Annotated in this window: 21 protein-coding genes and 1 pseudogene; 12 read left to right on the top strand and 10 right to left on the bottom strand. The window is 71.8% G+C overall.

Annotated features, from left to right (window positions below; translation table 11 throughout):
• Positions 1-4: 4 nt before the first annotated feature.
• Positions 5-1,042, bottom strand: coding sequence for a DUF5937 family protein (locus tag AB0M28_RS27520; RefSeq protein WP_365410468.1), 1,038 nt, complete (start codon positions 1,040-1,042; stop codon positions 5-7).
• Between the two features lie 81 nt (positions 1,043-1,123).
• Here AB0M28_RS27520 and AB0M28_RS27515 point away from each other — a divergent pair, with 81 nt between their 5' ends.
• From AB0M28_RS27515 to AB0M28_RS27505, 3 genes are read left to right on the top strand one after another with little or no spacing between them, the layout of a single operon-like run.
• Entirely contained in the window at positions 1,124-2,374 is a 1,251-nt protein-coding gene (locus AB0M28_RS27515; RefSeq protein ID WP_365410466.1) for an MFS transporter, read from the top strand.
• Between the two features lie 43 nt (positions 2,375-2,417).
• Complete coding sequence (locus tag AB0M28_RS27510; RefSeq protein WP_365410463.1) at positions 2,418-2,927, top strand: MarR family transcriptional regulator; 510 nt, start codon at positions 2,418-2,420, stop codon at positions 2,925-2,927.
• Between the two features lie 58 nt (positions 2,928-2,985).
• Positions 2,986-3,321 carry a DUF3817 domain-containing protein gene (locus AB0M28_RS27505; protein ID WP_365410460.1) on the top strand — a complete coding sequence of 112 codons (336 nt, stop codon included), beginning with the start codon at positions 2,986-2,988 and terminating at the stop codon, positions 3,319-3,321.
• Between the two features lie 31 nt (positions 3,322-3,352).
• Here AB0M28_RS27505 and meaB read toward each other — a convergent pair whose 3' ends face one another.
• Both meaB and AB0M28_RS27495 read right to left on the bottom strand, forming a co-directional pair.
• On the bottom strand, positions 3,353-4,312 hold the full coding sequence (gene meaB / locus AB0M28_RS27500) for a methylmalonyl Co-A mutase-associated GTPase MeaB (protein ID WP_365410457.1): 960 nt from the start codon (positions 4,310-4,312) through the stop codon (positions 3,353-3,355).
• A 79-nt stretch (positions 4,313-4,391) separates the two neighbouring features.
• Positions 4,392-5,585 carry an acetyl-CoA C-acetyltransferase gene (locus AB0M28_RS27495; RefSeq protein WP_365410454.1) on the bottom strand — a complete coding sequence of 398 codons (1,194 nt, stop codon included), beginning with the start codon at positions 5,583-5,585 and terminating at the stop codon, positions 4,392-4,394.
• Between the two features lie 133 nt (positions 5,586-5,718).
• Here AB0M28_RS27495 and mce point away from each other — a divergent pair, with 133 nt between their 5' ends.
• From mce to AB0M28_RS27470, 5 genes are all read left to right on the top strand, one after another.
• A complete protein-coding gene (gene mce / locus AB0M28_RS27490; RefSeq protein ID WP_365410451.1) occupies positions 5,719-6,153 on the top strand; it encodes a methylmalonyl-CoA epimerase in 435 nt (144 codons plus the stop codon).
• 178 nt (positions 6,154-6,331) lie between these two features.
• Entirely contained in the window at positions 6,332-9,655 is a 3,324-nt protein-coding gene (scy, locus tag AB0M28_RS27485; protein ID WP_365410449.1) for a polarized growth protein Scy, read from the top strand.
• Positions 9,656-9,769: 114 nt separating this feature from the next.
• Positions 9,770-10,705 (top strand): cellulose-binding protein, encoded by a 936-nt coding sequence (locus AB0M28_RS27480; RefSeq protein WP_365410446.1) that lies wholly within the window; start codon positions 9,770-9,772, stop codon positions 10,703-10,705.
• A 110-nt stretch (positions 10,706-10,815) separates the two neighbouring features.
• On the top strand, positions 10,816-11,808 hold the full coding sequence (locus AB0M28_RS27475; RefSeq protein WP_365410444.1) for an ABC transporter ATP-binding protein: 993 nt from the start codon (positions 10,816-10,818) through the stop codon (positions 11,806-11,808).
• 6 nt (positions 11,809-11,814) lie between these two features.
• On the top strand, positions 11,815-12,594 hold the full coding sequence (locus tag AB0M28_RS27470) for an ABC transporter permease (protein WP_365410441.1): 780 nt from the start codon (positions 11,815-11,817) through the stop codon (positions 12,592-12,594).
• Positions 12,595-12,626: 32 nt separating this feature from the next.
• Here the strand turns inward: AB0M28_RS27470 and AB0M28_RS27465 are convergent, their stop codons facing one another.
• The 5 genes from AB0M28_RS27465 to AB0M28_RS27445 form a co-directional block, all read right to left on the bottom strand.
• On the bottom strand, positions 12,627-14,225 hold the full coding sequence (locus AB0M28_RS27465) for an alpha-amylase family glycosyl hydrolase (protein ID WP_365410438.1): 1,599 nt from the start codon (positions 14,223-14,225) through the stop codon (positions 12,627-12,629).
• 80 nt (positions 14,226-14,305) lie between these two features.
• Positions 14,306-15,190 carry a carbohydrate ABC transporter permease gene (locus tag AB0M28_RS27460; protein WP_365410435.1) on the bottom strand — a complete coding sequence of 295 codons (885 nt, stop codon included), beginning with the start codon at positions 15,188-15,190 and terminating at the stop codon, positions 14,306-14,308.
• A gap of 11 nt (positions 15,191-15,201) precedes the next feature.
• Positions 15,202-16,233 (bottom strand): sugar ABC transporter permease, encoded by a 1,032-nt coding sequence (locus tag AB0M28_RS27455; RefSeq protein ID WP_365410432.1) that lies wholly within the window; start codon positions 16,231-16,233, stop codon positions 15,202-15,204.
• 117 nt (positions 16,234-16,350) lie between these two features.
• Positions 16,351-17,709, bottom strand: a complete 1,359-nt coding sequence (locus AB0M28_RS27450; protein WP_365410429.1) for an extracellular solute-binding protein — start codon at positions 17,707-17,709, stop codon at positions 16,351-16,353.
• A gap of 189 nt (positions 17,710-17,898) precedes the next feature.
• The gene (locus tag AB0M28_RS27445; RefSeq protein ID WP_365410426.1) at positions 17,899-18,915 is read right to left on the bottom strand and encodes a LacI family DNA-binding transcriptional regulator; all 1,017 of its coding nucleotides are present in this window, start codon (positions 18,913-18,915) and stop codon (positions 17,899-17,901) included.
• 187 nt (positions 18,916-19,102) lie between these two features.
• On the opposite strand from AB0M28_RS27445, the pseudogene AB0M28_RS27440 reads away from it, so the two are divergent.
• Positions 19,103-20,050 (top strand): annotated as a pseudogene (locus tag AB0M28_RS27440) (ATP-binding cassette domain-containing protein); the annotation flags it as partial.
• A 50-nt stretch (positions 20,051-20,100) separates the two neighbouring features.
• Positions 20,101-20,970, top strand: coding sequence for an ABC transporter permease (locus AB0M28_RS27435; protein ID WP_365410423.1), 870 nt, complete (start codon positions 20,101-20,103; stop codon positions 20,968-20,970).
• 49 nt (positions 20,971-21,019) lie between these two features.
• On the opposite strand, the gene AB0M28_RS27430 is transcribed toward AB0M28_RS27435, so the two are convergent.
• Positions 21,020-21,346 (bottom strand): ATP/GTP-binding protein, encoded by a 327-nt coding sequence (locus tag AB0M28_RS27430; RefSeq protein WP_365410420.1) that lies wholly within the window; start codon positions 21,344-21,346, stop codon positions 21,020-21,022.
• A 214-nt stretch (positions 21,347-21,560) separates the two neighbouring features.
• Here AB0M28_RS27430 and AB0M28_RS27425 point away from each other — a divergent pair, with 214 nt between their 5' ends.
• Positions 21,561-22,598, top strand: a complete 1,038-nt coding sequence (locus AB0M28_RS27425) for an LLM class flavin-dependent oxidoreductase (RefSeq protein ID WP_365410417.1) — start codon at positions 21,561-21,563, stop codon at positions 22,596-22,598.
• Between the two features lie 117 nt (positions 22,599-22,715).
• Here the strand turns inward: AB0M28_RS27425 and AB0M28_RS27420 are convergent, their stop codons facing one another.
• The gene (locus AB0M28_RS27420) at positions 22,716-23,108 is read right to left on the bottom strand and encodes an SCO5389 family protein (protein WP_365410501.1); all 393 of its coding nucleotides are present in this window, start codon (positions 23,106-23,108) and stop codon (positions 22,716-22,718) included.
• Positions 23,109-23,276: 168 nt separating this feature from the next.
• On the opposite strand from AB0M28_RS27420, the gene nucS reads away from it, so the two are divergent.
• Positions 23,277-23,954 (top strand): endonuclease NucS, encoded by a 678-nt coding sequence (nucS, locus tag AB0M28_RS27415; RefSeq protein WP_365410414.1) that lies wholly within the window; start codon positions 23,277-23,279, stop codon positions 23,952-23,954.
• The last annotated feature ends 51 nt before the right edge of the window (positions 23,955-24,005 follow it).

The following is a 24,005-nucleotide window of genomic DNA, read 5'->3' as shown; positions in this document are numbered from 1 at the left end:
ATCACTAGTGCGCGGTTAGGTCGGGCAACCCGGTGCTTTCCTCTGGGGGGCCTACCAGCCCCCCAGACCCCCCGTACAACGCGATCCCAACCGGCGTCCGCTCATACAGGACCTCGTGCCGGCGGCGGCGCGAGACGAGCAGCCCCGCGTCGCGCAGCGCCTTCAGATGCGCGGAGACCGTCGCCGGCGCGAGCCCGAGCCGCGCGGCCAGCGCCGTGGTGGACGCGGGCTCGTCCAGCGCGCCCAGCACCGACGCGCGGCCGGCGCCGAGGAGCCGTACGAGTGCCTCCCGGGGCCCGGGGCCGGACCGCTGCCAGAGCGAGCCGACGCCGCGGGCGGGATACGCGATGGCCGCGTTCCACGGCGGCGCGAACCCGGTCACGACGTCGGGCCAGAGGAACGCGCTGGGCAGCAGGAGCAGCCCCTCGCCGCCGAGTTCGCGGTGGTAGTCCCAGCGGTTGTCGACCGTGAGCGTCCCCTCGTCCCAGCGGACCTTCGGATGCAGCTCCGCGAAGAGCAGCTCGAAGCCGCCGAGCGCGAGCCGGCGCGCGTGGAAGGCCACGTCCGCCTCCAGCAGTTCGCGCAGCCGCGGCCAGTGCGGCTCCACCAGCACGTGCCACGTCTCCTGCAGCAGATCGGCGAGCTCCGCCACCGCCCGTACCGGGTCCGCGACCAGCCGCCGCGCGACGGGATGGTCCGCGGCCCCCGGGGTGTCGGCGAGCGACAGCCGCATGTCGCGCAGCGCCTGGGCCGGGTCGGAGCCGCGGACGAGGGCCAGCTCCTCCTCGATGGACGCGGTGAGGCTCACGGGCGGCGGCCCGAGGAAGTCCGGCGTGGTGCCGGAGCGCGGCATGAACAGCCACAGCGGCGTGAGGTCGAGCGAGCGCGACCGCTCCCGGATCTCGTGCAGCCACGGCAGATGGAACCCCTGCCGGTCGGGCCGCCGCAGCGTCCGCGCCGCCTCGTGCGTCTCCCACAGCGGCGAGATGGCGAAGCGCAGACGCAGCAGGTCCTCCGCTCCGAAGGCCAGCCTCGACGGCATGCTCCCCGCCTCTCCGTACCGGGTGATTCGCTGTGCGGCGAAACACTACGCCGCTCTGTCCGTACGCCGGAAGCTGCGGGCATGTCAGCGAACCCCCAGCCGTCCACGACGGAACCGGCCGCCCCCGAGCGGCGGCCACCCGGCTACGGCGCCGTCTTCGCCGTGCCGGAGTTCCGCGCCGTCTTCGCCGCCCACGTGCTGTCCCTGCTCGGCGTCATCGTGAGCGAGATCGCGCTGTCCGTCCTGGTCTACCGGCTCACCGGCTCCCCGCTGATGAGCGCCCTGGCCTTCGCCGTCGGCTTCCTCCCCTATCTCCTGAGCGGCACCCTGCTGGCGGGCATCGCCGACCGCTACCCCGCCCGCCGCGTCCTGGTGACCTGCGATCTGCTCTGCGCGACGGCCGCCGCCGCGATGGTGCTGCCCGGCACCGGCGTCGGCGTGCTGCTCGCACTGCGCTGCGCGATCGCCGCGATCGCACCGGTCTTCGCCGGCACCCGGGCGGCGACGCTCTCCGACATCCTCGGCGAGGGCGACCTGTTCGTGCTGGGCCGTTCGCTGCTGCGGATCGTCAGCCAGAGCGTGCTGATCGCCGGTTACGGCGTGGGCGGCGTCCTGCTCGCCCTCTTCTCCCCGCGCCAGGCCCTCGTCATCACGGCCGTCACCTTCCTGTCCTCCGCGGTCGTGCTGCGGCTGGGCACCCGGCGGCGCCCGGCCCGCAGCGACGGGAAGGCGGCGCTGCTGAAGGCATCCCTCTCCGGGGCCCGGCAGCTGCTCGGCCACCGCCGGATCCGGCTGCTGATGCTGCTGTTCTGGATGCCGCCGATGTTCTCCGTGGCCCCGGAGGCGCTGGTGGCGCCGTACACCGACAGCATCGGCGCGGGCACGGTGGCGCTGGGCGTGCTGATGTGCGCGCTGCCCGTCGGCACCATCGCGGGCGAGGTGTACGCCGGTTCGGCGCTCTCCCCGGCCACCCGGTCGCGGATCGTGGTCCCGCTCGCGGCGACGACGCTGCTGCCGTATCTGCTGTACGTCGTGCATCCCGGCGTGCCGCTGGCGCTGGTCGCGCTCGTCGCGTCCGGTCTCGGCTCGGCGTACACGCTCGGGCTCGACCGGTGGTTCATCGACGCCGTGCCGGAGGACCTGCGCGGGCGGGCGATGACCCTGCTGCAGGCCGGGCTGATGACGATCCAGGGCGTGGGGATGGCGGCCGCGGGGGCGGCGGCGGAGTTCGTGCCGGTGCAGTACGTCGTCGCCGGCGCGGGCGCCGCGGGGACGCTGTGCGTGGCCCTCGTCCTGGCCGGGCTGCGGCGGACGGACCGGACCGAGGAGTGAGACGGGGCTGACCGCGATATGACCAGCGGGTAATGTCTGCGCCGTGCCGAAGCCGCTCAGCCTGCCGTTCGACCCCATCGCCCGCGCGGACGACCTCTGGAAGCGCCACTGGGGCGATGTGCCCTCGATGGCCGCGATCACCTCGATCATGCGGGCGCACCAGATCCTGCTGGGACAGGTGGACGCGGCGGTCAAGCCGTACGGGCTGACGTTCGCGCGGTACGAGGCGCTGGTGCTGCTCACCTTCTCCAAGGCCGGCGAGCTGCCGATGTCGAAGATCGGCGAGCGGCTGATGGTCCATCCGACGTCGGTGACCAACACCATCGACCGGCTGGTCGGCTCGGGCTACGTGGCCAAACGCCCGAACCCCAACGACGGCCGGGGCACCCTCGCGTCGATCACCGGGAAGGGGCGCGAGGTCGTGGACGCGGCGACGCGGGACCTGATGGCGATGGACTTCGGCCTCTCCGTGTACGACGGGGAGGAGTGCGGGGAGATCTTCGCGATGCTGCGGCCGCTGCGCATAGCCGCGGGGGACTTCGAGGAAGGGTGACGCCTTCCACACCGGGGGCCCCGTAGATCGCCGCGGGGCCGCCGTTACGCTCGTAGGCATGAAGAAGAGCGTGCTGACCCGCTACCGGACGATGGCCTACGTCACCGGTGTCCTGCTGATCCTGCTGACGCTGGGCATGGTCGGCAAGTACGCCCTGGACATCGACGGGGCCGACAGCTTCACCAAGGTGGTCGGCATCGCCCACGGCTGGCTGTACATCGTGTACCTGGTCTTCGCCTTCGACCTCGGGTCGAAGGCCAAGTGGCCGGTCGGCAAGCAGCTCTGGGTCCTCATCGCGGGCACGATCCCGACGGCGGCCTTCTTCGTCGAGCGCAAGGTGACCCAGGAGCTGGCGGGCCGCGTCGGCGACGACGCGGCCCTCGCCAAGGCGTGACGGACGCGGGCAGGGCGCAGGGGACGGGGGCTCAGCCCTCCGTCAGGCCCTTCACCAGTTCGTCCGCCGCCGCGTAGGGGTCCAGCGACCCCGCCACGATCCGCTCCGCGAGCGTCGTGAGGCGGCGGTCGCCGTGCAGATCGCCGATGCGCTCCCGCAGGGCCGTGACCGCGATCGTCTCCGTCTCGTTCGCCGCGCGGGAGAGCCGGCGGGAGGCGAGCACGCCGTGCTCCTCCATCCACGCGCGGTGCTTCTCCAGGGCCTCGACGACCTCGTCGACGCCCTCGCCCCGGCTGGCGACCGTCTTGACGATCGGCGGGCGCCAGTCGCCGGGCTGCCGGGCCTCGCCCAGTCCCAGCATGTGGTTGAGCTCGCGGGCGGTGGCGTCCGCGCCGTCGCGGTCCGCCTTGTTGACGACGTACACGTCGCCGATCTCCAGGATCCCCGCCTTCGCGGCCTGGATCCCGTCGCCCATTCCGGGTGCGAGCAGCACCACCGAGGTGTCGGCCTGCGAGGCGATCTCCACCTCGGACTGGCCGACGCCGACGGTCTCCACGAGCACCACGTCGCACCCCGCCGCGTCCAGCACCCGGATCGCCTGCGGCGCGGACCAGGCGAGGCCGCCGAGGTGGCCGCGGGTGGCCATGGAGCGGATGTAGACGCCCGGGTCGGAGGCGTGCTCGCTCATCCGCACCCGGTCGCCGAGCAGCGCGCCGCCGGAGAACGGCGAGGACGGGTCGACGGCGAGCACGCCGACCCGCTTCCCGCGCTTGCGGTACGCCGACACCAGCGCCGACGTGGACGTGGACTTGCCGACGCCCGGGGAGCCGGTCAGGCCCACGACGTAGGCGCCGCCGGTGAGCGGGGCGAGCGCGGCCATCACCTCGCGCAGCTGCGGCGACGCCCCCTCGACCAGGGAGATCAGCCGGGCGACGGCACGCGGCCGGCCTTCCCGGGCCTGGGCCACCAGCGTGGGGACATCAGCTGCCATGGATGCGCTCGCTCCTGTCGTACGGGATGGGGCGTCCCCCGCCCGAAGCGCTCGGGGAGGGGTCGGGCGGTGGGCGCCGCTACTTGCCGGGGACCTTCACGATCAGCGCGTCGCCCTGACCGCCGCCACCGCACAGCGCGGCCGCGCCCACACCGCCGCCGCGGCGCTTGAGCTCCAGGGCCAGGTGCAGCACGATGCGGGCGCCGGACATCCCGATCGGGTGACCGAGGGCGATCGCGCCGCCGTTGACGTTCACCTTTTCGGGTGTCACGCCGAGGTCCTTCATCGACTGCACGGCGACGGCGGCGAACGCCTCGTTGATCTCGATGAGGTCGAGGTCGTCGACGCCGATGCCCTCCTTCTTCAGGGCGTGCTGGATGGCGTTGGAGGGCTGGGACTGCAGGGAGTTGTCCGGGCCGGCCACGTTGCCGTGGGCGCCGATCTCCGCGAGCCACGGAAGGCCCAGCTCCTCGGCCTTGGCCTTGCTCATCACGACCACCGCGGCGGCGCCGTCCGAGATCTGGGAGGAGGTACCGGCCGTGATGGTCCCGTCCTTGGCGAAGGCGGGGCGGAGCTTGCCGAGCGACTCGGCGGTGGTCTCCGCGCGGATGCCCTCGTCCTTGGCGAAGACGACCGGCTCGCCGCGCCGCTGCGGGACCTCCACCGGGGTGATCTCCGCGTCGAACAGGCCCGCGGCCTGCGCGGCGGCGGCGCGCTGGTGGGACTGGGCGCCGATCTCGTCCTGCGGGGCGCGCTCGATCCCGAGGCGGGTGTTGTGCTTCTCCGTGGACTCGCCCATCGCGATGTTCTCGAAGGCGTCGGTGAGGCCGTCGTACGCCATGGCGTCGAGCATCTCGATCGCGCCGTACTTGTAGCCCTCGCGGGACTTCGGCAGCAGGTGCGGGGCGTTTGTCATGGACTCCTGGCCGCCGGCCACGACGATGTCGAACTCGCCGGCGCGGATCAGCTGGTCGGCCAGCGCGATGGCGTCGAGGCCGGAGAGGCAGACCTTGTTCACCGTGAGTGCGGGAACGCTCATCGGAATACCGGCCTTGACGGCCGCCTGCCGGGCGGGGATCTGGCCCGCGCCGGCCTGCAGGACCTGGCCCATGATCACGTACTCGACCTGGTCGCCGGAGATGCCGGCCCGGTCCAGCGCCGCCTTGATGGCGAAGCCGCCGAGGTCCGCTCCGGAGAAGGACTTCAGGGAGCCGAGGAGCCGGCCCATGGGCGTACGGGCTCCAGCAACGATCACAGAGGTGGTGCCAGTCATGCGTTCGCCCCTTCGGGGAGAGTGAATGAGGGTTAACGTCAATGTACTGACGCGTACCCGTCGGGGTCACTGCCCGGCGGCTGTGACCGTGCGCACGTTGCGTAACCGGGCGGGTGAGCGGTGCACTGGTTCCATGCTGACGCGTATCGACCACATCGGGATCGCCTGCCACGACCTCGACAGGACCGTCGAGTTCTACACCTCCACCTACGGCTTCGAGGTGTTCCACACCGAGGTCAACGAGGAGCAGGGGGTCCGCGAGGCCATGCTCAAGATCAACGAGACGTCCGACGGCGGCGCCTCGTACCTGCAGCTCCTGGAGCCGACCCGGGAGGACTCCCCCGTCGGCAAGTGGCTCGCGAAGAACGGCGAGGGCGTGCACCACATCGCCTTCGGCACCGGCGACGTGGACGCGGACTCCGAGGCGATCCGGGGCAAGGGCGTGCGGGTGCTGTACGACGAGCCGCGCCGCGGGTCGATGGGTTCGCGCATCACGTTCCTCCACCCGAAGGACTGCGGAGGAGTACTGACCGAACTGGTTACCGCATCCCCGGATGGGCACGCGTAAACCTATAGTGGCCTTCCTACGGGCCACTGACCTCTCGGTTCCGCTCCCGGTACAGTGCAGGGGGGCCGTCCCCGTCCTGGGGCGGCCCGATGATCTGGCACGATTGTCTGATCGCTGAATCGTCAGATTCATCAGTACAGCAGGACACCGACGACCAGGGGACGGATGGGACCGCGCAGTGCGGGGCTACGACCGCTACCAGCCTGAACAGGGCGAGGGGGCTCTGGACGGGCTCTCCCAGTTCGAAGCCGAGATCAAGCGGCTGAAGAAGGAGCGCGAGAAGGCCGTCCAGCACGCCGAGGACCTGGGCTACCAGGTCGAGGTGCTGCGCGCCAAGCTGCACGAGGCGCGCCGCAGCATCTCGACGCGCTCGTCGTACGACAGCGTGGGCCACCAGGCCGAGCAGCTGCTGCGCAACGCCCAGATCCAGGCCGAGCAGATGCGCGCCGACGTCGAGCGCGAGCTGCGCGAGGCCCGCGCCCAGAACCAGCGGCTGCTGCAGGAGCACGCCGAGCGCCAGGCCCGGATGGAGGCCGAGCTCCACGCCGAGGCGATCAAGCGGCGCCAGCGGCTGGACGAGGAGCTGTCCGAGCGGCGCACCAGCGTCGAGTCCCACGTCAACGAGAACGTGCGCTGGGCCGAGCAGGTCCGCGCCCGCAGCGAGTCCCAGGCCGAGCGGCTGCTGCAGGAGAGCCGCACCGAGGCCGAGCAGGCCGTGGCGAACGCCCGGGCCGAGGCGCAGCGGCTGACCGAGCAGGCCCGCCAGCGCGCCGGTTCGGAGTCGCAGACCGCCCGTGCGGAGTCCGAGGAGATCCTGCGCCGGGCCCGCACCGAGGCGGAGCGGCTGCTGAACGCCGCCTCCACCCAGGCGGCCGAGGCCACCCAGCACGCGGAGACGCTCCGCTCCAGCTCCACCGCCGAGTCCGAGGGCGCCCGCCGCGAGGCGGCGGACCTCCAGCGCCAGGCGCAGGCGCGGATGCAGGAGGCGGAGACGCAGCTGCGCACCGCCCGCACCGAGGCCGACCGGCTCGTGGCGGAGGCGGAGAAGACCGTCACCAAGCGGATCGCGGACACCGAGGCCAACGCCGAGCAGCGGATGAACACCACCCGGGCGGAGATCGCCCGGCTGGTCGGCGAGGCCACCAAGCACGCCGAGAAGGCCAAGGCGGAGGCCGACCAGGCGCTCGCCGACGCCCGCCGGCAGGCCGACACGCTGCTGGCGGAGGCCGGCGACCAGGCCCGTTCCAAGTCGGCGGAGGAGAGCGCCAACGCCCTCGCGCAGGCGGCCAAGACCGCCGAGGAGGTCATCGACAAGGCCACCGCCGAGGCCCGCGCCACCACCCGCTCCGCCGGCGAAGAGGCCGACCGGATCAAGGCCGAGGCCACCTCCGAGGCGAACCGGCTGCGCCGCGAGGCCGCCGACACCGCCGAGCAGGTCAAGGGCGCCGCGAAGGACGACACCGCGGCCTTCCGGCAGAAGACCGTGGAGCTGCAGGAGGAGGCCCGCCGGCTGCGCGGCGAGGCCGAGCAGCTGCGCGCGGACGCCGTGGCCGAGGGCGAGCGGATCCGCGGCGAGGCGCGCCGCGAGGCCGTCGCGAAGATCGAGGAGGCGGCGAAGTCCGCCGAGGAGATCCTCGCCAGGGCCGGCAAGGACGCCGAGGAGGTGCGCGAGACGGCCGCCTCCGACGGCGAGCGCACGCGCGCCGAGGCGATCGAGCGGGCGTCCGCGGTACGCCGTACCGCCGAGGAGACGCTGGAGAAGGCCCGCGCCGAGGCCGAGGAGGCGCGGACGGCGGGCGAGGCCCGCGCCGCGGAGATCGTCGACGGCGCCGAGGACGCCGGCCGCCGACTGCGCCAGGAGGCCGAGGAGGCCGCCCAGGGCCGCCGGGCGGAGGCCGAGCAGGAGCTGACCCGGCTGCGCGGCGAGGCGGAGTCGCGGATCACGGCGGCGGAGCAGGCGCTGACCGACGCCCGCGCCGAGGGCGAGCGCATCCGCCGCGAGGCCGCCGAGGAGACCGAGCGGCTGCGGACGGAGGCCGCCGAGCGGCTGCGGACGCTGCAGCAGCAGGCCGAGCAGGAGGCCACCCGGGTACGGGACGAGGCCGCGGCCGCCGCGGGCGCCGCCCGGACCGAGGCGGAGGCCGCCGCGATCCGGCTGCACACCGACGCGACGGAGGAGGCCGAGCGGGTCCGCTCCGAGGCGCAGGAGACCGCCGACCGGCTGCGCGCGGAGGCGTCGGCCGCCGCGGAGCGGCTGCAGACGCAGGCCGCCGAGGCGCTCGAGGCCGCGAAGGCGGAGGCCGACCGGCGCCGCCGCGAGGCCGAGGAGCTGCTGTCCACCGCCCGGCAGGACGCCGACCGCGAGCGCAGCCAGGCGCGGGTGGAGAGCGACGAACTGCTCGCCAACGCCCGCAAGCGGGTCGAGGAGGCGCAGACCGAGGCGACGCGGCTGCTGCGGGACGCGGAGACACGCTCGCGCGAGATGGTGACCTCCGCGGAGGCCCACGCCCAGCAGGTGCGCGACGCGGTCAAGGACCTGCACGCCGAGGCCGGCGAGGAGATCACCGGTCTGAAGACCGCCGCCGAGCACTACGCCGCCACGCTGCGCCGCGAGACGGAGGAGGAGACGACCGCCGCGAAGGCGCTCGCCGAGTCCACCGTCACCGAGGCCATCGCCGAGTCCGAGCGGATGCGCGAGGAGGCCGAGCGGATCCGGGACGAGTCCCGGGCCGACGCCTCCAAGCGCCGCGCCGAGGCCGCCGAGCAGGCCGACAAGCTCGTCGAGAAGGCGCAGGAGGAGGCGCTGCGCGCCGCCACCGCCGCGGAGGAGCAGGCCGACACGATGGTCGGCGCCGCCCGCAAGGAGGCCGACCGCATCGTCACCTCGGCCACCGCGGAGTCGCAGGGGCTCACCGAGCGCACCCGCGCCGAGGCCGACACCACGCTGGAGGAGGCCCGCCGCGACGCCTCGCGGATCCGCGAGCGCGCGGAGGAGCTGCGCTCGCGCACGGACACGGAGATCGAGGAGCTGCACGAGCGGGCCCGCCGGGAGACCGCGGAGCTGACCCGTGCCGCGGGCGAGCGCACCGACAAGCTGGTCGCGGCCGCGAACGAGCAGCTCACCGAGGCCGAGACCAAGTCCCGGGAAATGATCTCCGACGCGAATGGCGAGGCGAGCAAGGTCCGTATCGCCGCGGTGAAGAAGGCCGAGGGTCTACTCAAAGAAGCCGAGGCGAAGAAGGCGGAAGCCTTCGACGAGGCCGAGCGGATGAAAATCGAGGCCCGGGCCGAGGCGAAAAAGATCATCGAGGAGGGACGGCGCGAACTCGAACTCATCACCCGCCGCCGCGAGGACATCAACGCGGAGATCTCCCGCGTCCAGAACGTCCTCGAAGCGCTGGAATCGTTCGAGGCACCGCCGTCCGCGGGGGGCAAGGACGGCTCGAAATCCCCGGCAGCGGCGGGGGCACCCCGCTCGGGTGGCAAGCAGACGGACGGCTAGCCACTCGAAAGAAGGGTCATTCTCCAGATCAAGTCCGGAATGACTCTATGACACGCCGCCCGGGCCCCTAAGATTCCCCCTATCACCTCACCCGGTCTCATCGACAGGAAACCCATGAGCGACACTTCCTCCCCCTTCGGCTTCGAGCTCGTGCGGCGCGGATACGACCGCGGTCAGGTGGACGAGCGCATTACGAAGCTCGTCGCCGACCGCGACAGTGCGCTGGCGCGCATCACCGCACTCGAGAAGCGGATCGAGGAGCTTCATCTCGAAACGCAGAACGCCCAGGCCCAGGTCGCTGACGCCGAGCCGTCCTACGCCGGCCTCGGTGCCCGGGTCGAGAAGATCCTCCGCCTCGCCGAGGAGGAGGCCAAGGATCTGCGCGAGGAGGCCCGCCGGGCCGCCGAGCAGCACCGCGAGCTGGCCGAGTCGGCCGCCCAGCAGGTGCGCAACGACGCCGAGTCGTTCGCCGCCGAGCGCAAGGCGAAGGCCGAGGACGAGGGCGCCCGCATCGTCGACAAGGCGAAGAGCGACGCGGTCGGCCTGCGCACGGACGCGCAGAAGGACGCCCAGCAGAAGCGCGAGGAGGCGGACGCCCTCTTCGAGGAGACCCGCGCGAAGGCCGCCCAGGCCGCCGCCGACTTCGAGACCAACCTCGCCAAGCGCCGCGAGCAGTCCGAGCGCGACCTGGCCTCCCGTCAGGCCAAGGCCGAGAAGCGCCTCGCCGAGATCGAGCACCGCGCCGAGCAGCTCCGCCTGGAGGCGGAGAAGCTGCGCACCGACGCCGAGCGCCGCGCCCGCCAGACGGTGGAGACCGCGCAGCGCCAGGCCGAGGACATCGTCGCCGACGCGAACGCGAAGGCGGACCGGGTCCGCTCCGAGTCGGAGCGCGAGCTGGCGGCCCTCACCAACCGCCGCGACTCGATCAACGCCCAGCTCACCAACGTCCGCGAGATGCTGGCGACCCTCACGGGCGCGGCGGTCGCGGCGCAGGCGACGCCGGACGTGGACGACGCGAAGCCCGGGGTGCCGGCGCAGCAGTCCCGCTGACGCACGCCTGGTCCCGACGGTCCCGCGAAGGCCCCGCACCGCATGGTGCGGGGCCTTCCGCTCGACGTCTCCGGGTGCGGCGTCGAGGTGCCCCCTCTAGCGTGTGAGGGGTGATCGAGGTTGAAGAGCTGACCAAGCGGTACGGCGACAAGCTCGCCGTCGACCACGTCTCCTTCCATGTGAGACCGGGCCATGTCACCGGTTTCCTGGGCCCGAACGGCGCGGGCAAGTCGACGACCATGCGGATGATGCTCGACCTCGACACGCCGACCGCGGGAGTGGTCCGTATCGACGGCAAGCACTACCGCGACCTTCCCGAGCCGCTGAAGTACATGGGCGCCCTGCTGGACGCCAAGGCGATGCACGGCGGGCGCAGCGCGTACAACAACCTGCTGTGCCTGGCGCAGAGCAACGAGATCCCGCGCGCCCGCGTCGACGAGGTGCTGGACGTCGTCGGCCTGACCCCGGTGGCGCGGAAGAAGTCCAAGGGCTTCTCCCTCGGCATGGGCCAGCGGCTGGGCATCGCCTCGGCGCTGCTGGGCGACCCGAAGATCCTGATGTTCGACGAGCCCGTCAACGGCCTCGACCCCGAGGGCATCCACTGGATCCGCAACCTGATGAAGAACCTGGCGGCGCAGGGCCGCACCGTGTTCGTTTCCAGCCATCTGATGAGCGAGATGGCGCTGACCGCGGACCATCTCATCGTCATCGGCCAGGGCAGACTGCTCGCGGACACCTCGATGGCGGACTTCATCGCGGAGAACTCACGCTCCTTCGTACGGGTCCGCAGCCCCCAGCACGAACAGCTCAAGGACGTCCTCCACCGTGCGGGCGTCACGGCCGTCGAGGTCGGGGACGGCTCGTTCGAGATCGAGGGCGTGGGTGTGGCGAAGCAGATCGGCGAACTGGCCGCGGCGAGCGGACTGACGCTGCATGAGCTGAGCCCTCAGCAGGCGTCCCTGGAGGAGGCGTTCATGCGGATGACGGCGGGTGCGGTGGAGTACCACGCACACAATCCGGACGAGCCGGGCCTGCCGGCCGCGGCCGCGCCGCCGACGCGGTGGGGCGCCCAGTGGGGCGGCTCCGGGGACGGGAAGGGCTGAGCGGCGATGGCTTCCTCGACGGCGGTCCTGCAGTCGGAGTGGACGAAGATCCGCACCGTCGCGTCCACGAAGTGGACGCTGCTCATCGCGCTGATCGTCACGGTCGGTGTGGGCGCCGCGCTGTCCGCGGTGATGAAGGCGACGTTCGACGATCTCTCCGACCTCGAACGCGCCACCTTCGACCCCACCTTCGTCAGCTTCTTCGGCATGACCCTGGGGCAGCTCGCGATGGTGGTCTTCGGCGTGCTCGTGGTCGGTACGGAGTACAGCTCCGGCATGATCCGCACCTCGCTGCAGGCGGTGCCGCGGCGCGGGCTGTTCTACCTCAGCAAGATCACCACGGCGACCGCGCTGGCGTTCGTGGTCGGCATGGTGACGAGCTTCACCACGTTCTTCCTCGGCCAGGCGCTGCTGGGTTCGCACCGGGCGCACATCGGCGACGAGAACGTGCTGCGGGCGGTCTTCGGCGGCGGCCTGTACATGACGCTGATCGCGATGCTGGCGATGGGCGTCGCGACGATGCTGCGCAGCTCGATGCTGTCGCTGGGCATCCTGATGCCGTTCCTGTTCCTGGTCTCCCCGATCCTGTCGGCGGTCCCCGGCGCGAAGACCGTCGCGCGGTACCTGCCGGACCAGGCGGGCTCGCAGGTCATGCAGGTGGTGCCCACGGCGATGGGCAGCGACGCCGCCCCGTACGGACCGTGGACGGGGTTCGGCATCATGGCGCTGTGGGTGCTGGCGGCGCTGGTCGGGGGCTACTTCGTACTGAAGAAGCGGGACGCGTAGGGGCGGGTGCCTGGCACCCGCCCCGGCTCCGGCTACGACCGCGCAAGCGTCCAGACGCAGGCGTCCGCGGGCACGAGGTCCTGCTCCAGCGGGACGCTGCTCAGCAGGACCTCGCCCGCCGGCAGCGGCACGGACGCGGCGGACAGGTTCACCAGGCAGCGGAAGTCCCCCCGGGCGAAGCTCAGCGTGCCCGGCGGCGACTCCAGCCAGGTCAGCGACTCGGGCAGCTTCTCGAGCCGGGCCCGGCGCACGGCCAGCGCGGTCCGGTACAGGTTGAGCACCGACGCGGGGTCGGCGGTCTGTGCGGCGACGCTGGACGACGCCCATCCGGCGGGCTGCGGCAGCCACAGCTCCGCGCTGTCCGAGAAGCCGAGGGACGGCCCCTCCGCGGTCCACGGCAGCGGGACCCGGCAGCCGTCGCGGCCGCGGTTCTCGCCGTTCGTACGGGCGAACTTGGGGTCCTGGATCAGCTCGTCCGGGATGTCCTGCACCTCGGGCAGGCCCAGCTCGTCGCCCTGGTAGACGTACACCCCGCCCGGGAGGGCGAGCGTCAGCAGCGCCGCGGCGCGGGCGCGGCGGCGGCCCAGCCCGGGGTCGCTGGGGTCGAGCAGCCGCGGGGCGGCCATGTCGAAGGACGTGTCCGCGCGGCCGTAACGGGTGACATGGCGGATGGTGTCGTGGTTGGACAGCACCCAGGTGGGCGGGGCGCCGACCGGGGCGTGCGCGGTGAGCGTGAAGTCGACGACGCCGCGCAGCGCCGCCGCCTCCCAGGGGCAGCACAGGAACTCGAAGTTGAACGCCGAGTGCAGTTCGTCCGGGCGGAGGTACTGGGCGGACTGGCCCGGGGTGGGCAGCCAGACCTCGCCGATGAAGGTGCGCTCGCCGGGGTAGGAGTCGAGGATCTTGCGCCAGGAGCGGTAGATCTCGTGGACCTCCGCCACGTCCTGGTAGGGCAGGTCGGTGGGGTCCGGGTCCGGTCCGGCGTCCGGCAGCCCCGCCTTCTTCGCCAGCCCGTGGGCCACGTCGATGCGGAAGCCGTCGACGCCGCGCTTCAGCCAGAAGTGCAGGATGTCCTCGAACTCGGCCCGGACGTCCGGGTTCTCCCAGTTCAGATCGGGCTGCTCGGGCGCGAACATGTGCAGGTACCAGTCCCCGTCGGGCAGCCGCGTCCAGGCCGGGCCGCCGAAGTAGGACTGCCAGTCGTTCGGCGGTTCCTCCCCGCCGGAGACGAACCAGAACCGCTCGCGGGCGGCGGATCCGGGACCGGCCGCGAGCGCCTCCCGGAACCACGGGTGCTGGTCGGAGCAGTGGTTGGGGACCAGGTCGACGATCACCCGCAGGCCGTGCCCGTGGGCCTCGGCGATCAACTGCTCGGCCTCGGCCAGGGTGCCGAAGACCGGGTCGATGTCGCGGTAGTCGGCGACGTCGTAACCGCCGTCGGCCAGCGGTGAGACGTACCACGGGTTGAACCACAGCGCGTCCACCCCCAGCTCCCGCAGATAGGGCAGCCGGTCGCGGACGCCGGCCAGATCGCCCGTGCCGTCGCCGTCGCCGTCGGCGAAGCTGCGGACGTAGATCTGGTAGATCGCGGCGTGCCGCCACCAGGCGGGAGCGGGGGTGGACGTGCTCACGTGGGACTCCTTCTCGGGGTCGTCGTCGCTGCGGGGGGCGCTGCCGGCCGGAGTTGCGGCGCGCCGGGTGGTGCCGGCGGTCAGCCCTTGAGGCCGCCCGCGGTCAGTCCGGCGATGATGTGGCGCTGGAAGATCAGGAAGAGGACCAGCAGCGGGACGGCGGCCATCACCATGCCCGCCAGCAGCTGGTTGGCCGGCATGTCCTGGGACAGGCGCAGCAGCGCCACCGTGATCGGCTGCTTCTCCGGGCTCTGCAGGACGAGCATCGGCCACAGGAAGTCCTTCCAGACCCCGACGACCGCGAAGATCGACACGACGGCGAGCACCGGCCGCGACAGCGGCAGCACCACGGAGACCAGGACGCGCACCGTGCCCGCTCCGTCGATCCGGGCGGCGTCCATCAGCTCGGCGGGGATCTGGTCGAAGAACCGCTTGAGGATGAAGACGTTGAACGCGTTGGCGCAGGCGGGCAGCCAGATCGCCCACGGGGTGTCGATCAGGTTCAGGTGCAGCAGCGGTACGTCGGTGACGGCCAGGTACGTCGGTACGAGCAGCGCCGACACGGGCAGCATCAGCGTGGCCAGCATCATGCCGAGCACCACGTTCCCCAGCACCGGCCGCAGCTTGGACAGCGCGTAGGCGGCGGCGACGTCGACCAGCAGCTGCGCCAGCCAGGCGCCGGCGGCCAGCACCAGGGTGTTGAGGAAGTAGTGGCCGAGGCCGACGCTGTCCCAGGCCCTGGTGTAGGCCTCCGGGTGGAAGGACCGCGGTACGAGCGTGAGGCTGGAGTCGGCCAGCTCGGCCGAGGACTTCAGCGCGCCGGAGACCATCAGGTACAGCGGGAGGAGGAAGGCGAGCGTGAAGCCCGCCAGCGTGGAGACGAGGACGAAGCGGTACAGGAACCGGCCCGTGCGCCGGTTCATCTCGGACGGGGATATCAGCGTGCGGTCGCGCGTCTCGGCCATCGTGGTTCCTCTCAGCCCTTGGTCCGGGTCAGCCGCAGGTACAGGCCCGCGAACAGGCCCAGCACCACGAAGAGCACCGTGCTCATGGCGCTCGCCAGCCCGAAGTCGTTGTAGACGAACGCGTAGCGGTAGAGCAGCAGCAGCACGGTGAGCGTGGCCTCGCTCGGACCGCCGCCGGTGAGCACGAACGGCTCGATGAACACCTGCATGGTGCCGATGATCTGCAGCAGCAGCGTGATCATCAGGATGAAGCGCAGCTGCGGGATCGTCACATGCCACAGCCGCCGCCGGATGGACGCGCCGTCGAGCTCGGCGGCCTCGTACAGCTCGCCCGGGACACCGCTGAGGGCGGCCAGATAGATCAGCGTGGTCGTGCCCATGTTGGCCCAGGTGGAGACGATGACCAGGGAGACCATGGCGAGGTGCTCCGACTCCAGCCACTGCTGGGCCGGCAGGTGGAGGACCTCCAGGGCGTTGTTGAACAGGCCCGGGCCCGGATCGTAGATCAGGTTCCGCCACAGCAGCAGGGTCACGATCGGCGGCAGCATCACCGGCAGGTAGACCGTCATCCGCAGGAACGGCCTGCCGTGCCGCAGTTCGTTCAGGACCACGGCGGTGACGAACGGGGTCGCGAAGCCGAAGACCAGGGCGAGCAGGGTGAAGTAGCCGGTGTTCTTCCAGGCGGTGAGGAAGAGCGGGTCCTCGAAGAGGCGGCGGAAGTTGTCCAGGCCCACCCAGCGCGCGGGCTGGGCGAAGGTCACCTCCTGGAAGCCGAGCAGCATGCCGTTGACGATCGGGTACCAGGAGAAGGCCGCGAAGCACAGGATGCCGGCGAGCAGGAAGGCGTACGCGACCAGGTTCTCGCGCAGCCGGCGGCGGGCGCCGGGGCCGGGGACGAGCCGTCGCTTGCGGCCGGGCGCCTTCGGGATGCGGTCCTTCGCCGGTACGGCGGAGGTCCCTCCGGCCGCTTTGGGCGTGCGGTCCTTCGCCGTTACGGCGGGGCGCTCCACGGCGTCGGCGGGTGTCACGGATTCGGCAGTCATGTGCGGATGCGCTTTCTCTGGGCCTGGTCCTGCTCCTGGGCCGGTGCCGGCGGGCACGGGTGGAGCCGGGCCGGCGCGGCGGGCGGGGTGGTCCGCCGGGCCGGCCCGGTCACCGGCTCACCTGACCGTGGCGAGGATCGCGTCGGTCTGCTTCGCGGCGTCGGCCAGCAACTGGTCGATGTCCGCGTCCTTCTTGGTGAGCACCGCCTGCATCACACCGTCCAGAACGGTGTAGATCTGCTGGGCGTTCGGGGGCTCGACCTTCAGCTCGACGCTCGCGGAGCGGTCCACGAAGGGCTTGAAGTTCTCCTGCGGCACGTTGGCGTACCGCGCGTGGATCGCGTCGACCTCGGCCTGGTTCTCACCGCTGAAGAGGTTCGGCTGCGGCAGCCCGATCGGCACGTCCGTGCTGGCGGACTTCTTGGTGTGCCGCTCCTCGGACGCCGGGTCGTAGAACTTCCAGCGCAGCCACTCGATACCGGCCTTGATCTTCTCGGGGGACGACTTGGCGTTGAACATGTAGCCGTCGCCGCCGCCGAGGGTGGCGGAGCCGGGGATCGCCGTCAGCCCGTACTCGTCGTACTTCCGCTCGAACTGCTTGACGATGGTGGGGATGTTGTCGGGGCCGGCCATATACATGCCGAGCTTCCCGGCGCCCATCATCTTCTGCACGTCCGGGATCTCCAGCAGCTGGCGGGTGCCCATGCTGTCGTCGGTCCAGCGCATGTCGTGCAGCGTCTGCAGCGCCTTGCGTCCGGCGTCGCTGTCGAAGGCGGCCTTCCAGGTGTCGCCGTCCTTGACCGCGACGTCCCCGCCCATGGAGTAGATCCACGAGGTCAGGTGCCAGCCGCCCTGGTTGTTCTTGCTGAAGTCCGCGTAGCCGGTGGTGCCGTCGCCGAGGCCGGCTATCTTCTGCGCGGCCGTGCGGACCGCGTCCCAGTCGGCCGGCGGCTGGTCCGGGTCCAGTCCGGCCTTCTTGAACAGCTCGCGGTTGTAGAGCAGGCCGAGCGAGTAGTTGCCGGTGGGCAGGCCGTACGTCCTGCCGTCGGCGTCCTGGAAGACCTTCTGCAGCTCGGGGCGGACGTCGCCGACCTGCGGCACGCCCTTGAGGTAGGGGCTGATGTCGGCGACCTGGTGGCGGGCGATCAGACCGGCCGGGTCGGTGAAGTAGACGTAGAACACGTCCTCCAGCTGGCCGCCGGCGAGCTTCGCGGAGAAGGTCTTCGGGTCCATCAGGCCCTCGCGGGGCTCGATGTCGATGTCCGGGTGGCTCTTCTCGAAGAGCCGGACGTCCTCCTCGAAGTTCGCCCGGTCGACGGTCTGCGTCTTGGGCGGCATGCCGTTGACGGTGATCCTGACCTTGCCGCCGGCGCCCTCGCCGTCGGACGAGGACGAGTCACCGCACGCGGCGACGCCGAGCGCGAGCGCGCAGCTGAGGCCGGCGGCGGCGAACCTTCGCGTTCTGATGCGATCCATGGCGGGAGCGCCTTCCTGGGAGTGCGGGACGAGGACTCCGGGGAGGTCGGGGATCCCGGAGCCATCAGCGACGTTGCAGACCGTAAAAGCGAGCGACGCAAGAAGTCAATGAATCTACGCAAGAAATTAATGCAAGCCGCTTGCGTGGGGTGGACCGGCCCACGGGTGGACCACGGCCGCGACGTCGAGTCAGCCGGCCGGCCTGCGGCGTACGGCGGTCGAGCCGCGGACGATCAGCTCCGTGTCGAAGAGCACCGGCCCCGGGTCGCCGGCATGCCCGTCCATCTGCCCCAGCAGCGCGGACACGGCGGCCGAGGCCATCGCCTGCACGGGCTGGCGGGCCGTGGTCAGCGGCGGATCGGCGGCGACCATGAAGACGGAGTCGTCGAAACCGACCACGGACACGTCGCGCGGTACGTCGAGCCCGAGTCGGCGCACCCCCCTGACCGCCCCCAGCGCCAGGGCGTCGCTGGCACAGACCAGCCCGGTGACCCCCTCCGCGAGCAGCCGCCCGACCGCGGTGGCCCCGCCCTCCATCGAGAACATCGCATGCGCGACGAGCGGCCGCCACTGCTCCTGCGTCATCCCCCTGGCCTGCGCGAACGCCGCGAACCCGGCCAGCTTGCGGGCCGAGGGCACATGGCCGACGGGGCCGAGCAGCAGGCCGATCCGCTCGTGTCCGAGCGCCTCGAGGTGGGTCAGCGCCTGCTGCGCGGCGTGCGTGTCGTCGGCGCATATCTGCGCCACGCCCCGGTTGTCGTCGGCGGCGTTGACCAGCACCATCGGCACCTTGCGCTCCTGCAGCGCGCGGCCCTGCTCGGGGCCGGCGTCGGCGAAGCTGGAGCCGATGAAGACGATTCCTCCGATGTTCTGCCCGAGCAGCATCTCGATGTAGTTGGCCTCGGAGACCCCGTCCGCGGTGCGGGTGCACAGCACGGGGATCAGCCCCGCCTTGTTCAGCCGGCCGGCCATCGCCTCGGCGAAGGCGGGGAAGACGGGGTTCTGCAGATCGGGCACCACCAGCCCGATCAGCGGCGCCCGTTCGCGGCGGCTGGCGGACGGGCGGGGGTAGCCGAAGACGTCGAGGGCGGTGAGGACGGTGTCCCGGGTACCGGGCGCCACCTCGGGGCTGCCGTTGAGCACACGGCTCACGGTCACTTCGCTGACGCCGGCGAAGGCGGCGATTCTGGAGAGTCGTCGGGTCACGCCCTGACCGTACAGGAGCATCTGCAAGATTTCGTCAGCTCGGCGTAATTTTCTTGCACAACGCGAGCGGAGGCGGCCCCGCCGACGGATCCGGATCTTGCCGGACGGGACGGGAACCGTTTCCCTCCCGCTAACCTCTCAGCTCACACGGGGGCGGAGCCGCCCCCGAGGGGAGGGACCCGGAAAAGTGATCGAGGCACGCGGCCTGAGCAAGCGCTACGGCGACAAGTGGGCCGTCTACAACCTGTCGTTCCAGGTGCGACCCGGCGCCGTGACCGGCTTCCTGGGCCCGAACGGCGCCGGCAAGTCGACGACCATGCGGCTCATCCTGGGGCTGGACGAGCCCACCTCCGGGACCGTGACCGTCGGCGGCTTCCCGTTCCGGAAGCTGCCGAACGCCCCCCGCCAGGTGGGTGCGCTGCTCGACGCCAAGGCCGTGCACGGCGGGCGCAGCGCCCGCGCGCATCTGAAGTGCCTGGCGCAGCTGTCCGGCATCCCCGAGCGCCGCGTCGACGAGGTGCTGGACGTCGTGGGCCTGCGGGACGTGTCGTTCCAGCGCTCCAAGGGCTTCTCCCTCGGTATGGCGCAGCGGCTGGGTATCGCGGGCGCTCTGCTGGGCGATCCGCAGGTGCTGCTCTTCGACGAACCGGTCAACGGCCTCGACCCGGAGGGCATCCTGTGGGTGCGCAATCTGATGAAGAGGCTCGCGGGTGAGGGCCGTACGGTCTTCGTCTCCAGCCATCTGATGAGCGAGATGTCCCTGACCGCGGACCATCTGATCGTCATCGGCCGGGGCCAGCTGATCGCGGACACCTCGGTGCGGGAGTTCATCGAGCGCAGCTCCGCGGGCTACGCCCTGGTCCGTACGCCCGACGAGGAGCAGGCGCGGCGGCTGGCGACGGCGCTGCGGGAGGCCGACGCCCGCGTCGAGGAGCTGCCCGACGGCGCGCTGCGCGTCATCGGCCCGCCGCTGCCGCGGATCAGCGACCTCGCCCACGAGGCGGACGTACGGCTGTGGGAACTCTCCCCGCACAGCGCCTCGCTGGAGGAGGCGTACATGCAGCTCACCCAGTCCGCCGTGGACTTCCGTTCCACCACCGACCAGCGCACGGGCCTGCTGGCCCAGGCGCCACCGCCCCCGCCGCTCCCGCAGGACGTCGAGGTGCTGGAAAGCGAGGCAGCCCGATGACGCAGGACACCCTCACCACCGGGGCGGGTTACGCCTCCCCCATCCCCGTACGCAGAACGCATCTCGGGGACGCGCTCGCCTCGGAGTGGACGAAGATCCGCTCGGTGCGCTCGACGATGTGGACGCTGGGCCTGATGCTGGCGCTGGTGATCGGCATCGGCGCGCTGGCCGCGGCCAGCCGCAGCGGCAGCATGTACGTCTCCGACCCGCTCTCCGGCGGTTTCGCGGGCCTGGTGCTGGGCCAGGTGTGCGTCATCACGCTCGGGGTCCTGGTCGTGACGTCGGAGTACAGCACGGGCATGGTCCGTACGACCTTCACCGCCTGCCCGCAGCGGGTCCGCGTCCTGGCGGCCAAGGGCGTCGTCTTCTTCGCCCTGGCCTTCACCCTCACGGCGGTGGCGGCGACGATCGCCGCGGCGCTGAACTACGCGGCGCTGAGCGACAAGCCGGGCACGACGGTCTACGACCCGGTCGAGGGTCCCGGGTTCATCGACGGTCCCGACCCCGTCTCCGTGGAGGACTGGCTGGGCGCCACCGTCGGCGCGGCCCTGTACGTGGCCCTGCTCGGCCTGCTCGCGGTCGGCGTCGGCGCCCTGCTGCGCCACACGGCGGGCGCGGTCACGACGATGCTCGGCGTGATCCTGCTGCCGCTGGTCATCGGCGTCTTCCTGCAGGCGAGCGGCGAACGGGACCTGGCGAACAGCCTGATCGAGTACTCCCCGCTGAACGGACTGGCGGCGCTGTTCCTCATCCCCCTGGAGGGCTCCCCCGAGTCGGGCGGCTGGAAGCTCCTGGGCCTGCTGGCCCTGGTGACCGCGGCGGTGCTGGCCGGCGCGGCGCTGTCGCTGTCGCGCCGGGACGTCTGAGCCGGGGGGCCGGGCTCGCCTCAGCCGCGGGACCCCCGACCGCCACCCCTCAGTACCGCGGCGCGTTGCGCCCGCGCTGGATGCGGGCGCCGCGGCGGTCGCGGGCGTTCCAGCAGGCCGTGTGCCAGTGGCGGCGGTCGTCGACGTCGCCCTGGTCGGGCCAGACGACCACGTGCGGGACGCCCGGGGGGATCTCCTGGTCGCAGCCGGGGCAGCGGTAGTGCTTGGCGGCCGCGGCGCCGCCCACCTGGCGGACCAGCCAGTCCTCGCCGCGCCAGGAGTCGCGCCGGCCGAAGACGCCGGTGAGGTCGCGTTCCTCGCCGGCCGGCGGGCGGCCCTTGGCGTCGCCCCGGGGGCGGTTTCTGCGCGGGGACATGGGGTAGCAGGTCCTTCCTGACTGCGCTCGGAGGTCGGACGACCCCTTTACCAGCCTAAGGGGCCGCTGTCATAGTCTCCGGGCAAGCGGAGACGAGATCACCCAAGTCCGCGACAATCTTGAGTACTTGACGCGCGAGACCGTGCCCTTGGCACGTGTCGGGCGTTAGTGCCGTTACGGGGGACTTATAGGGAAACACGATCTAGGGGCCGATATGCATATCGGGGCTTTTGTGCTCGGGGGGCAGTTCCCGGGTCAGGGGCACGGCGAGGCACTGCACCGGGCCGTGCGCAGCGCCGAGGTCGCCGAGGCAGCCGGGCTGAGCGACGTCTGGCTCGCCGAGCACCATTTCATTCCGTACGGGACCTGCCCGAACGCCGCCACGCTCGCCGCCCTGCTGCTGGGCCGCACACACCGCATCGGCGTGGGCACGGCCGTGAGCGTGCTGTCGTCGCAGCACCCCGTGGCGCTGGGCGAGCAGGCCGCCCTGCTGCATCTGGCGTCCGGCGGACGCTTCACGCTCGGCGTGGGGCGCGGCGGGCCGTGGGCGGAGCTGGAGGTCTTCGGTACCGGACTGAAGGCGTACGAGGAGGGGTTCCCGGAGGCGCTGGACCTGCTGCTGCGCTGGCTGCGCGAGCCCCGGGTGGGCGCGCGGGGCGAGCGGTTCCGCTTCCGCGAGGTCGAGGTCGTCCCCCGGCCCGACGAGGCGCTGGACGGCCCGGCGGGTCCACCGGTGATGGTCGCGTGCACCTCGCCGCGGACGGTGCGCCTCGCGGCCGGCCGGCTGCTGCCGATGCTCGTCGGCATGCACTGCGGCGACGAGGAGAAGGCGGAGATGACGGCGCTGTGGCGGCGTACGGCGCTGGAGTCCGGACACGATCCGGAGCTGGTGGCGGCCACCGCGGAGCGGCATGTGTCGGCAGGGGTCGCGCAGCTCGGGGACACCCGGCGGGAGGCCGCGGAGGTGCTGACGAAGGCGCTGGCCGAGCTGCTGCGCACCTCGTTCGAGTCGTACGTCACGGTGGACGGCCGGCCGGGCCCGCAGCGCGATCCGGACGCCTACGTCGAGATGCTGTGCCGGCTGCACCCGGTGGGTCCGCCCCGGCTGGCGGCCGACCGGCTGGCGGCCACGGCGGAGCGCACGGGGATCACCCGGTTCGCGCTTCTGGTGGAGGGTTCGGGAGAGCTGGCGGCCACGGAGCTGAACGTGACGCGGCTCGGCGGCGAGGTGCTGCCGCTCCTCGAAAGCTGACCGAGACCCTGTCCGGGGGGTTTACCGTCGGGAGTCCGGGACGGATGGGTGTCTCTGGCAGTTCGGGCGGCGTAGGGAGCGGCAGCGGCGCTTACCGGCGTTCCGTGGTCGGCCGGATCAGCAGTCGCGCAGCTCCGGCGACTGGTTGAGCAGCTGGTTGCGGGCCGACGTGAAACGCGCGAGCGTCCCGTCGACGGCCGGGTCCAGCGGGAAGACTGCCACCCGGTGGCAGTTCTGGAAGGCGAGACGGACACCGAAGTGGCGCTCCAGGGAGCCACGTATGGCGTCACTCGCCAGTGCGCGCAGCAGCTGCCCGCGCGCCTGCTCGTCCGGCGGCGGCGTCTGGTTGTCGGCGAAGTCTCCGCCGTCGACCTTCAGTTGCGCCACCAGCGAGCTGATCATCTCCCAGGCGTACGGCAGGGAGGTCCGGACGCAGTCGACGAACTCCTTCTCGTCGACCTCGCCCCGCTCGGCCTGTGCCAGTAGAGCTGGTGAGACGTCCAGCGACATGGTTTCTCCTCTCATGACCGTCCCTCCTGTCAAGAACGGTCACACGGACAGGGAAAGCGGTCGCCACCGTGCGTACATGCGCAACAACCGCCTGCATCCACGGTAGGTCGCCGGATGGGGGCGCACCACAAGAATGGGAACAATCGGCCACTGGTAGCGTGGTCCGTCATGCGCCTTGTGATCGCCCGCTGCTCCGTCGACTACGCCGGACGCCTCACCGCCCATCTCGCCTCCGCCCCACGGCTGATCCTGGTCAAGGCGGACGGCAGCGTCTCCATCCACGCAGACGACCGGGCCTACAAACCCCTCAACTGGATGTCCCCGCCGTGCACCCTGAAGGAGGGTGAGGCGGGCGAGGACGGCAAGGTCGTGTGGACCGTGGAGAACAAGGCCGGGGAGAAGCTGATCATCTCCATGGAGGAGGTGCTGCACGACTCCTCGCACGAGCTCGGCATCGATCCGGGTCTGGTCAAGGACGGCGTCGAGGCGCATCTGCAGGAGCTGCTCGCCGACCGGATGGACACCCTGGGCGAGGGCTGGACGCTGATCCGCCGCGAGTACATGACGGCCATCGGGCCGGTCGACATCCTCGGGCGGGACGCGGCCGGCGCCACGGTCGCGGTGGAGATCAAGCGGCGCGGCGAGATCGACGGCGTGGAGCAGCTGACGCGGTACCTGGACCTGCTGAACCGGGATCCGCATCTGGCGCCGGTGCAGGGCGTGTTCGCGGCGCAGGAGATCAAGCCCCAGGCCCGGGTGCTGGCGGAGGACCGCGGCATCCGGTGCGCGGTGCTCGACTACGACGCGCTGCGGGGGATCGAGGACGACAAGCTGCGGCTGTTCTGACCGCTCAGGGCACAGCGAACGGCCCCGGGTCCGGTACACCACGTACCGGAC

Origin of the sequence: Streptomyces sp. NPDC051940 (assembly GCF_040680895.1) — a bacterium.
Lineage (GTDB): Bacteria > Actinomycetota > Actinomycetes > Streptomycetales > Streptomycetaceae > Streptomyces.
The sequence above is the reverse complement of the archived record's forward strand: the minus strand, read 5'-3'. Positions and strand labels throughout refer to the sequence as shown.

Excerpts from the sequence above, each read along its gene's own strand:
- AB0M28_RS27520 (WP_365410468.1), bottom strand. The coding sequence starts at position 1,042 with ATGCCGTCGAGGCTGGCCTTCGGAGCGGAGGACCTGCTGCGTCTGCGC.
- AB0M28_RS27515 (WP_365410466.1), top strand. The coding sequence starts at position 1,124 with ATGTCAGCGAACCCCCAGCCGTCCACGACGGAACCGGCCGCCCCCGAG.
- AB0M28_RS27505 (WP_365410460.1), top strand. The coding sequence starts at position 2,986 with ATGAAGAAGAGCGTGCTGACCCGCTACCGGACGATGGCCTACGTCACC.
- meaB (WP_365410457.1), bottom strand. The coding sequence starts at position 4,312 with ATGGCAGCTGATGTCCCCACGCTGGTGGCCCAGGCCCGGGAAGGCCGG.
- AB0M28_RS27495 (WP_365410454.1), bottom strand. The coding sequence starts at position 5,585 with ATGACTGGCACCACCTCTGTGATCGTTGCTGGAGCCCGTACGCCCATG.
- mce (WP_365410451.1), top strand. The coding sequence starts at position 5,719 with ATGCTGACGCGTATCGACCACATCGGGATCGCCTGCCACGACCTCGAC.
- AB0M28_RS27480 (WP_365410446.1), top strand. The coding sequence starts at position 9,770 with ATGAGCGACACTTCCTCCCCCTTCGGCTTCGAGCTCGTGCGGCGCGGA.
- AB0M28_RS27470 (WP_365410441.1), top strand. The coding sequence starts at position 11,815 with ATGGCTTCCTCGACGGCGGTCCTGCAGTCGGAGTGGACGAAGATCCGC.
- AB0M28_RS27460 (WP_365410435.1), bottom strand. The coding sequence starts at position 15,190 with ATGGCCGAGACGCGCGACCGCACGCTGATATCCCCGTCCGAGATGAAC.
- AB0M28_RS27455 (WP_365410432.1), bottom strand. The coding sequence starts at position 16,233 with ATGACTGCCGAATCCGTGACACCCGCCGACGCCGTGGAGCGCCCCGCC.
- AB0M28_RS27450 (WP_365410429.1), bottom strand. The coding sequence starts at position 17,709 with ATGGATCGCATCAGAACGCGAAGGTTCGCCGCCGCCGGCCTCAGCTGC.
- AB0M28_RS27435 (WP_365410423.1), top strand. The coding sequence starts at position 20,101 with ATGACGCAGGACACCCTCACCACCGGGGCGGGTTACGCCTCCCCCATC.
- AB0M28_RS27430 (WP_365410420.1), bottom strand. The coding sequence starts at position 21,346 with ATGTCCCCGCGCAGAAACCGCCCCCGGGGCGACGCCAAGGGCCGCCCG.
- AB0M28_RS27425 (WP_365410417.1), top strand. The coding sequence starts at position 21,561 with ATGCATATCGGGGCTTTTGTGCTCGGGGGGCAGTTCCCGGGTCAGGGG.
- AB0M28_RS27420 (WP_365410501.1), bottom strand. The coding sequence starts at position 23,108 with ATGTCGCTGGACGTCTCACCAGCTCTACTGGCACAGGCCGAGCGGGGC.
- nucS (WP_365410414.1), top strand. The coding sequence starts at position 23,277 with ATGCGCCTTGTGATCGCCCGCTGCTCCGTCGACTACGCCGGACGCCTC.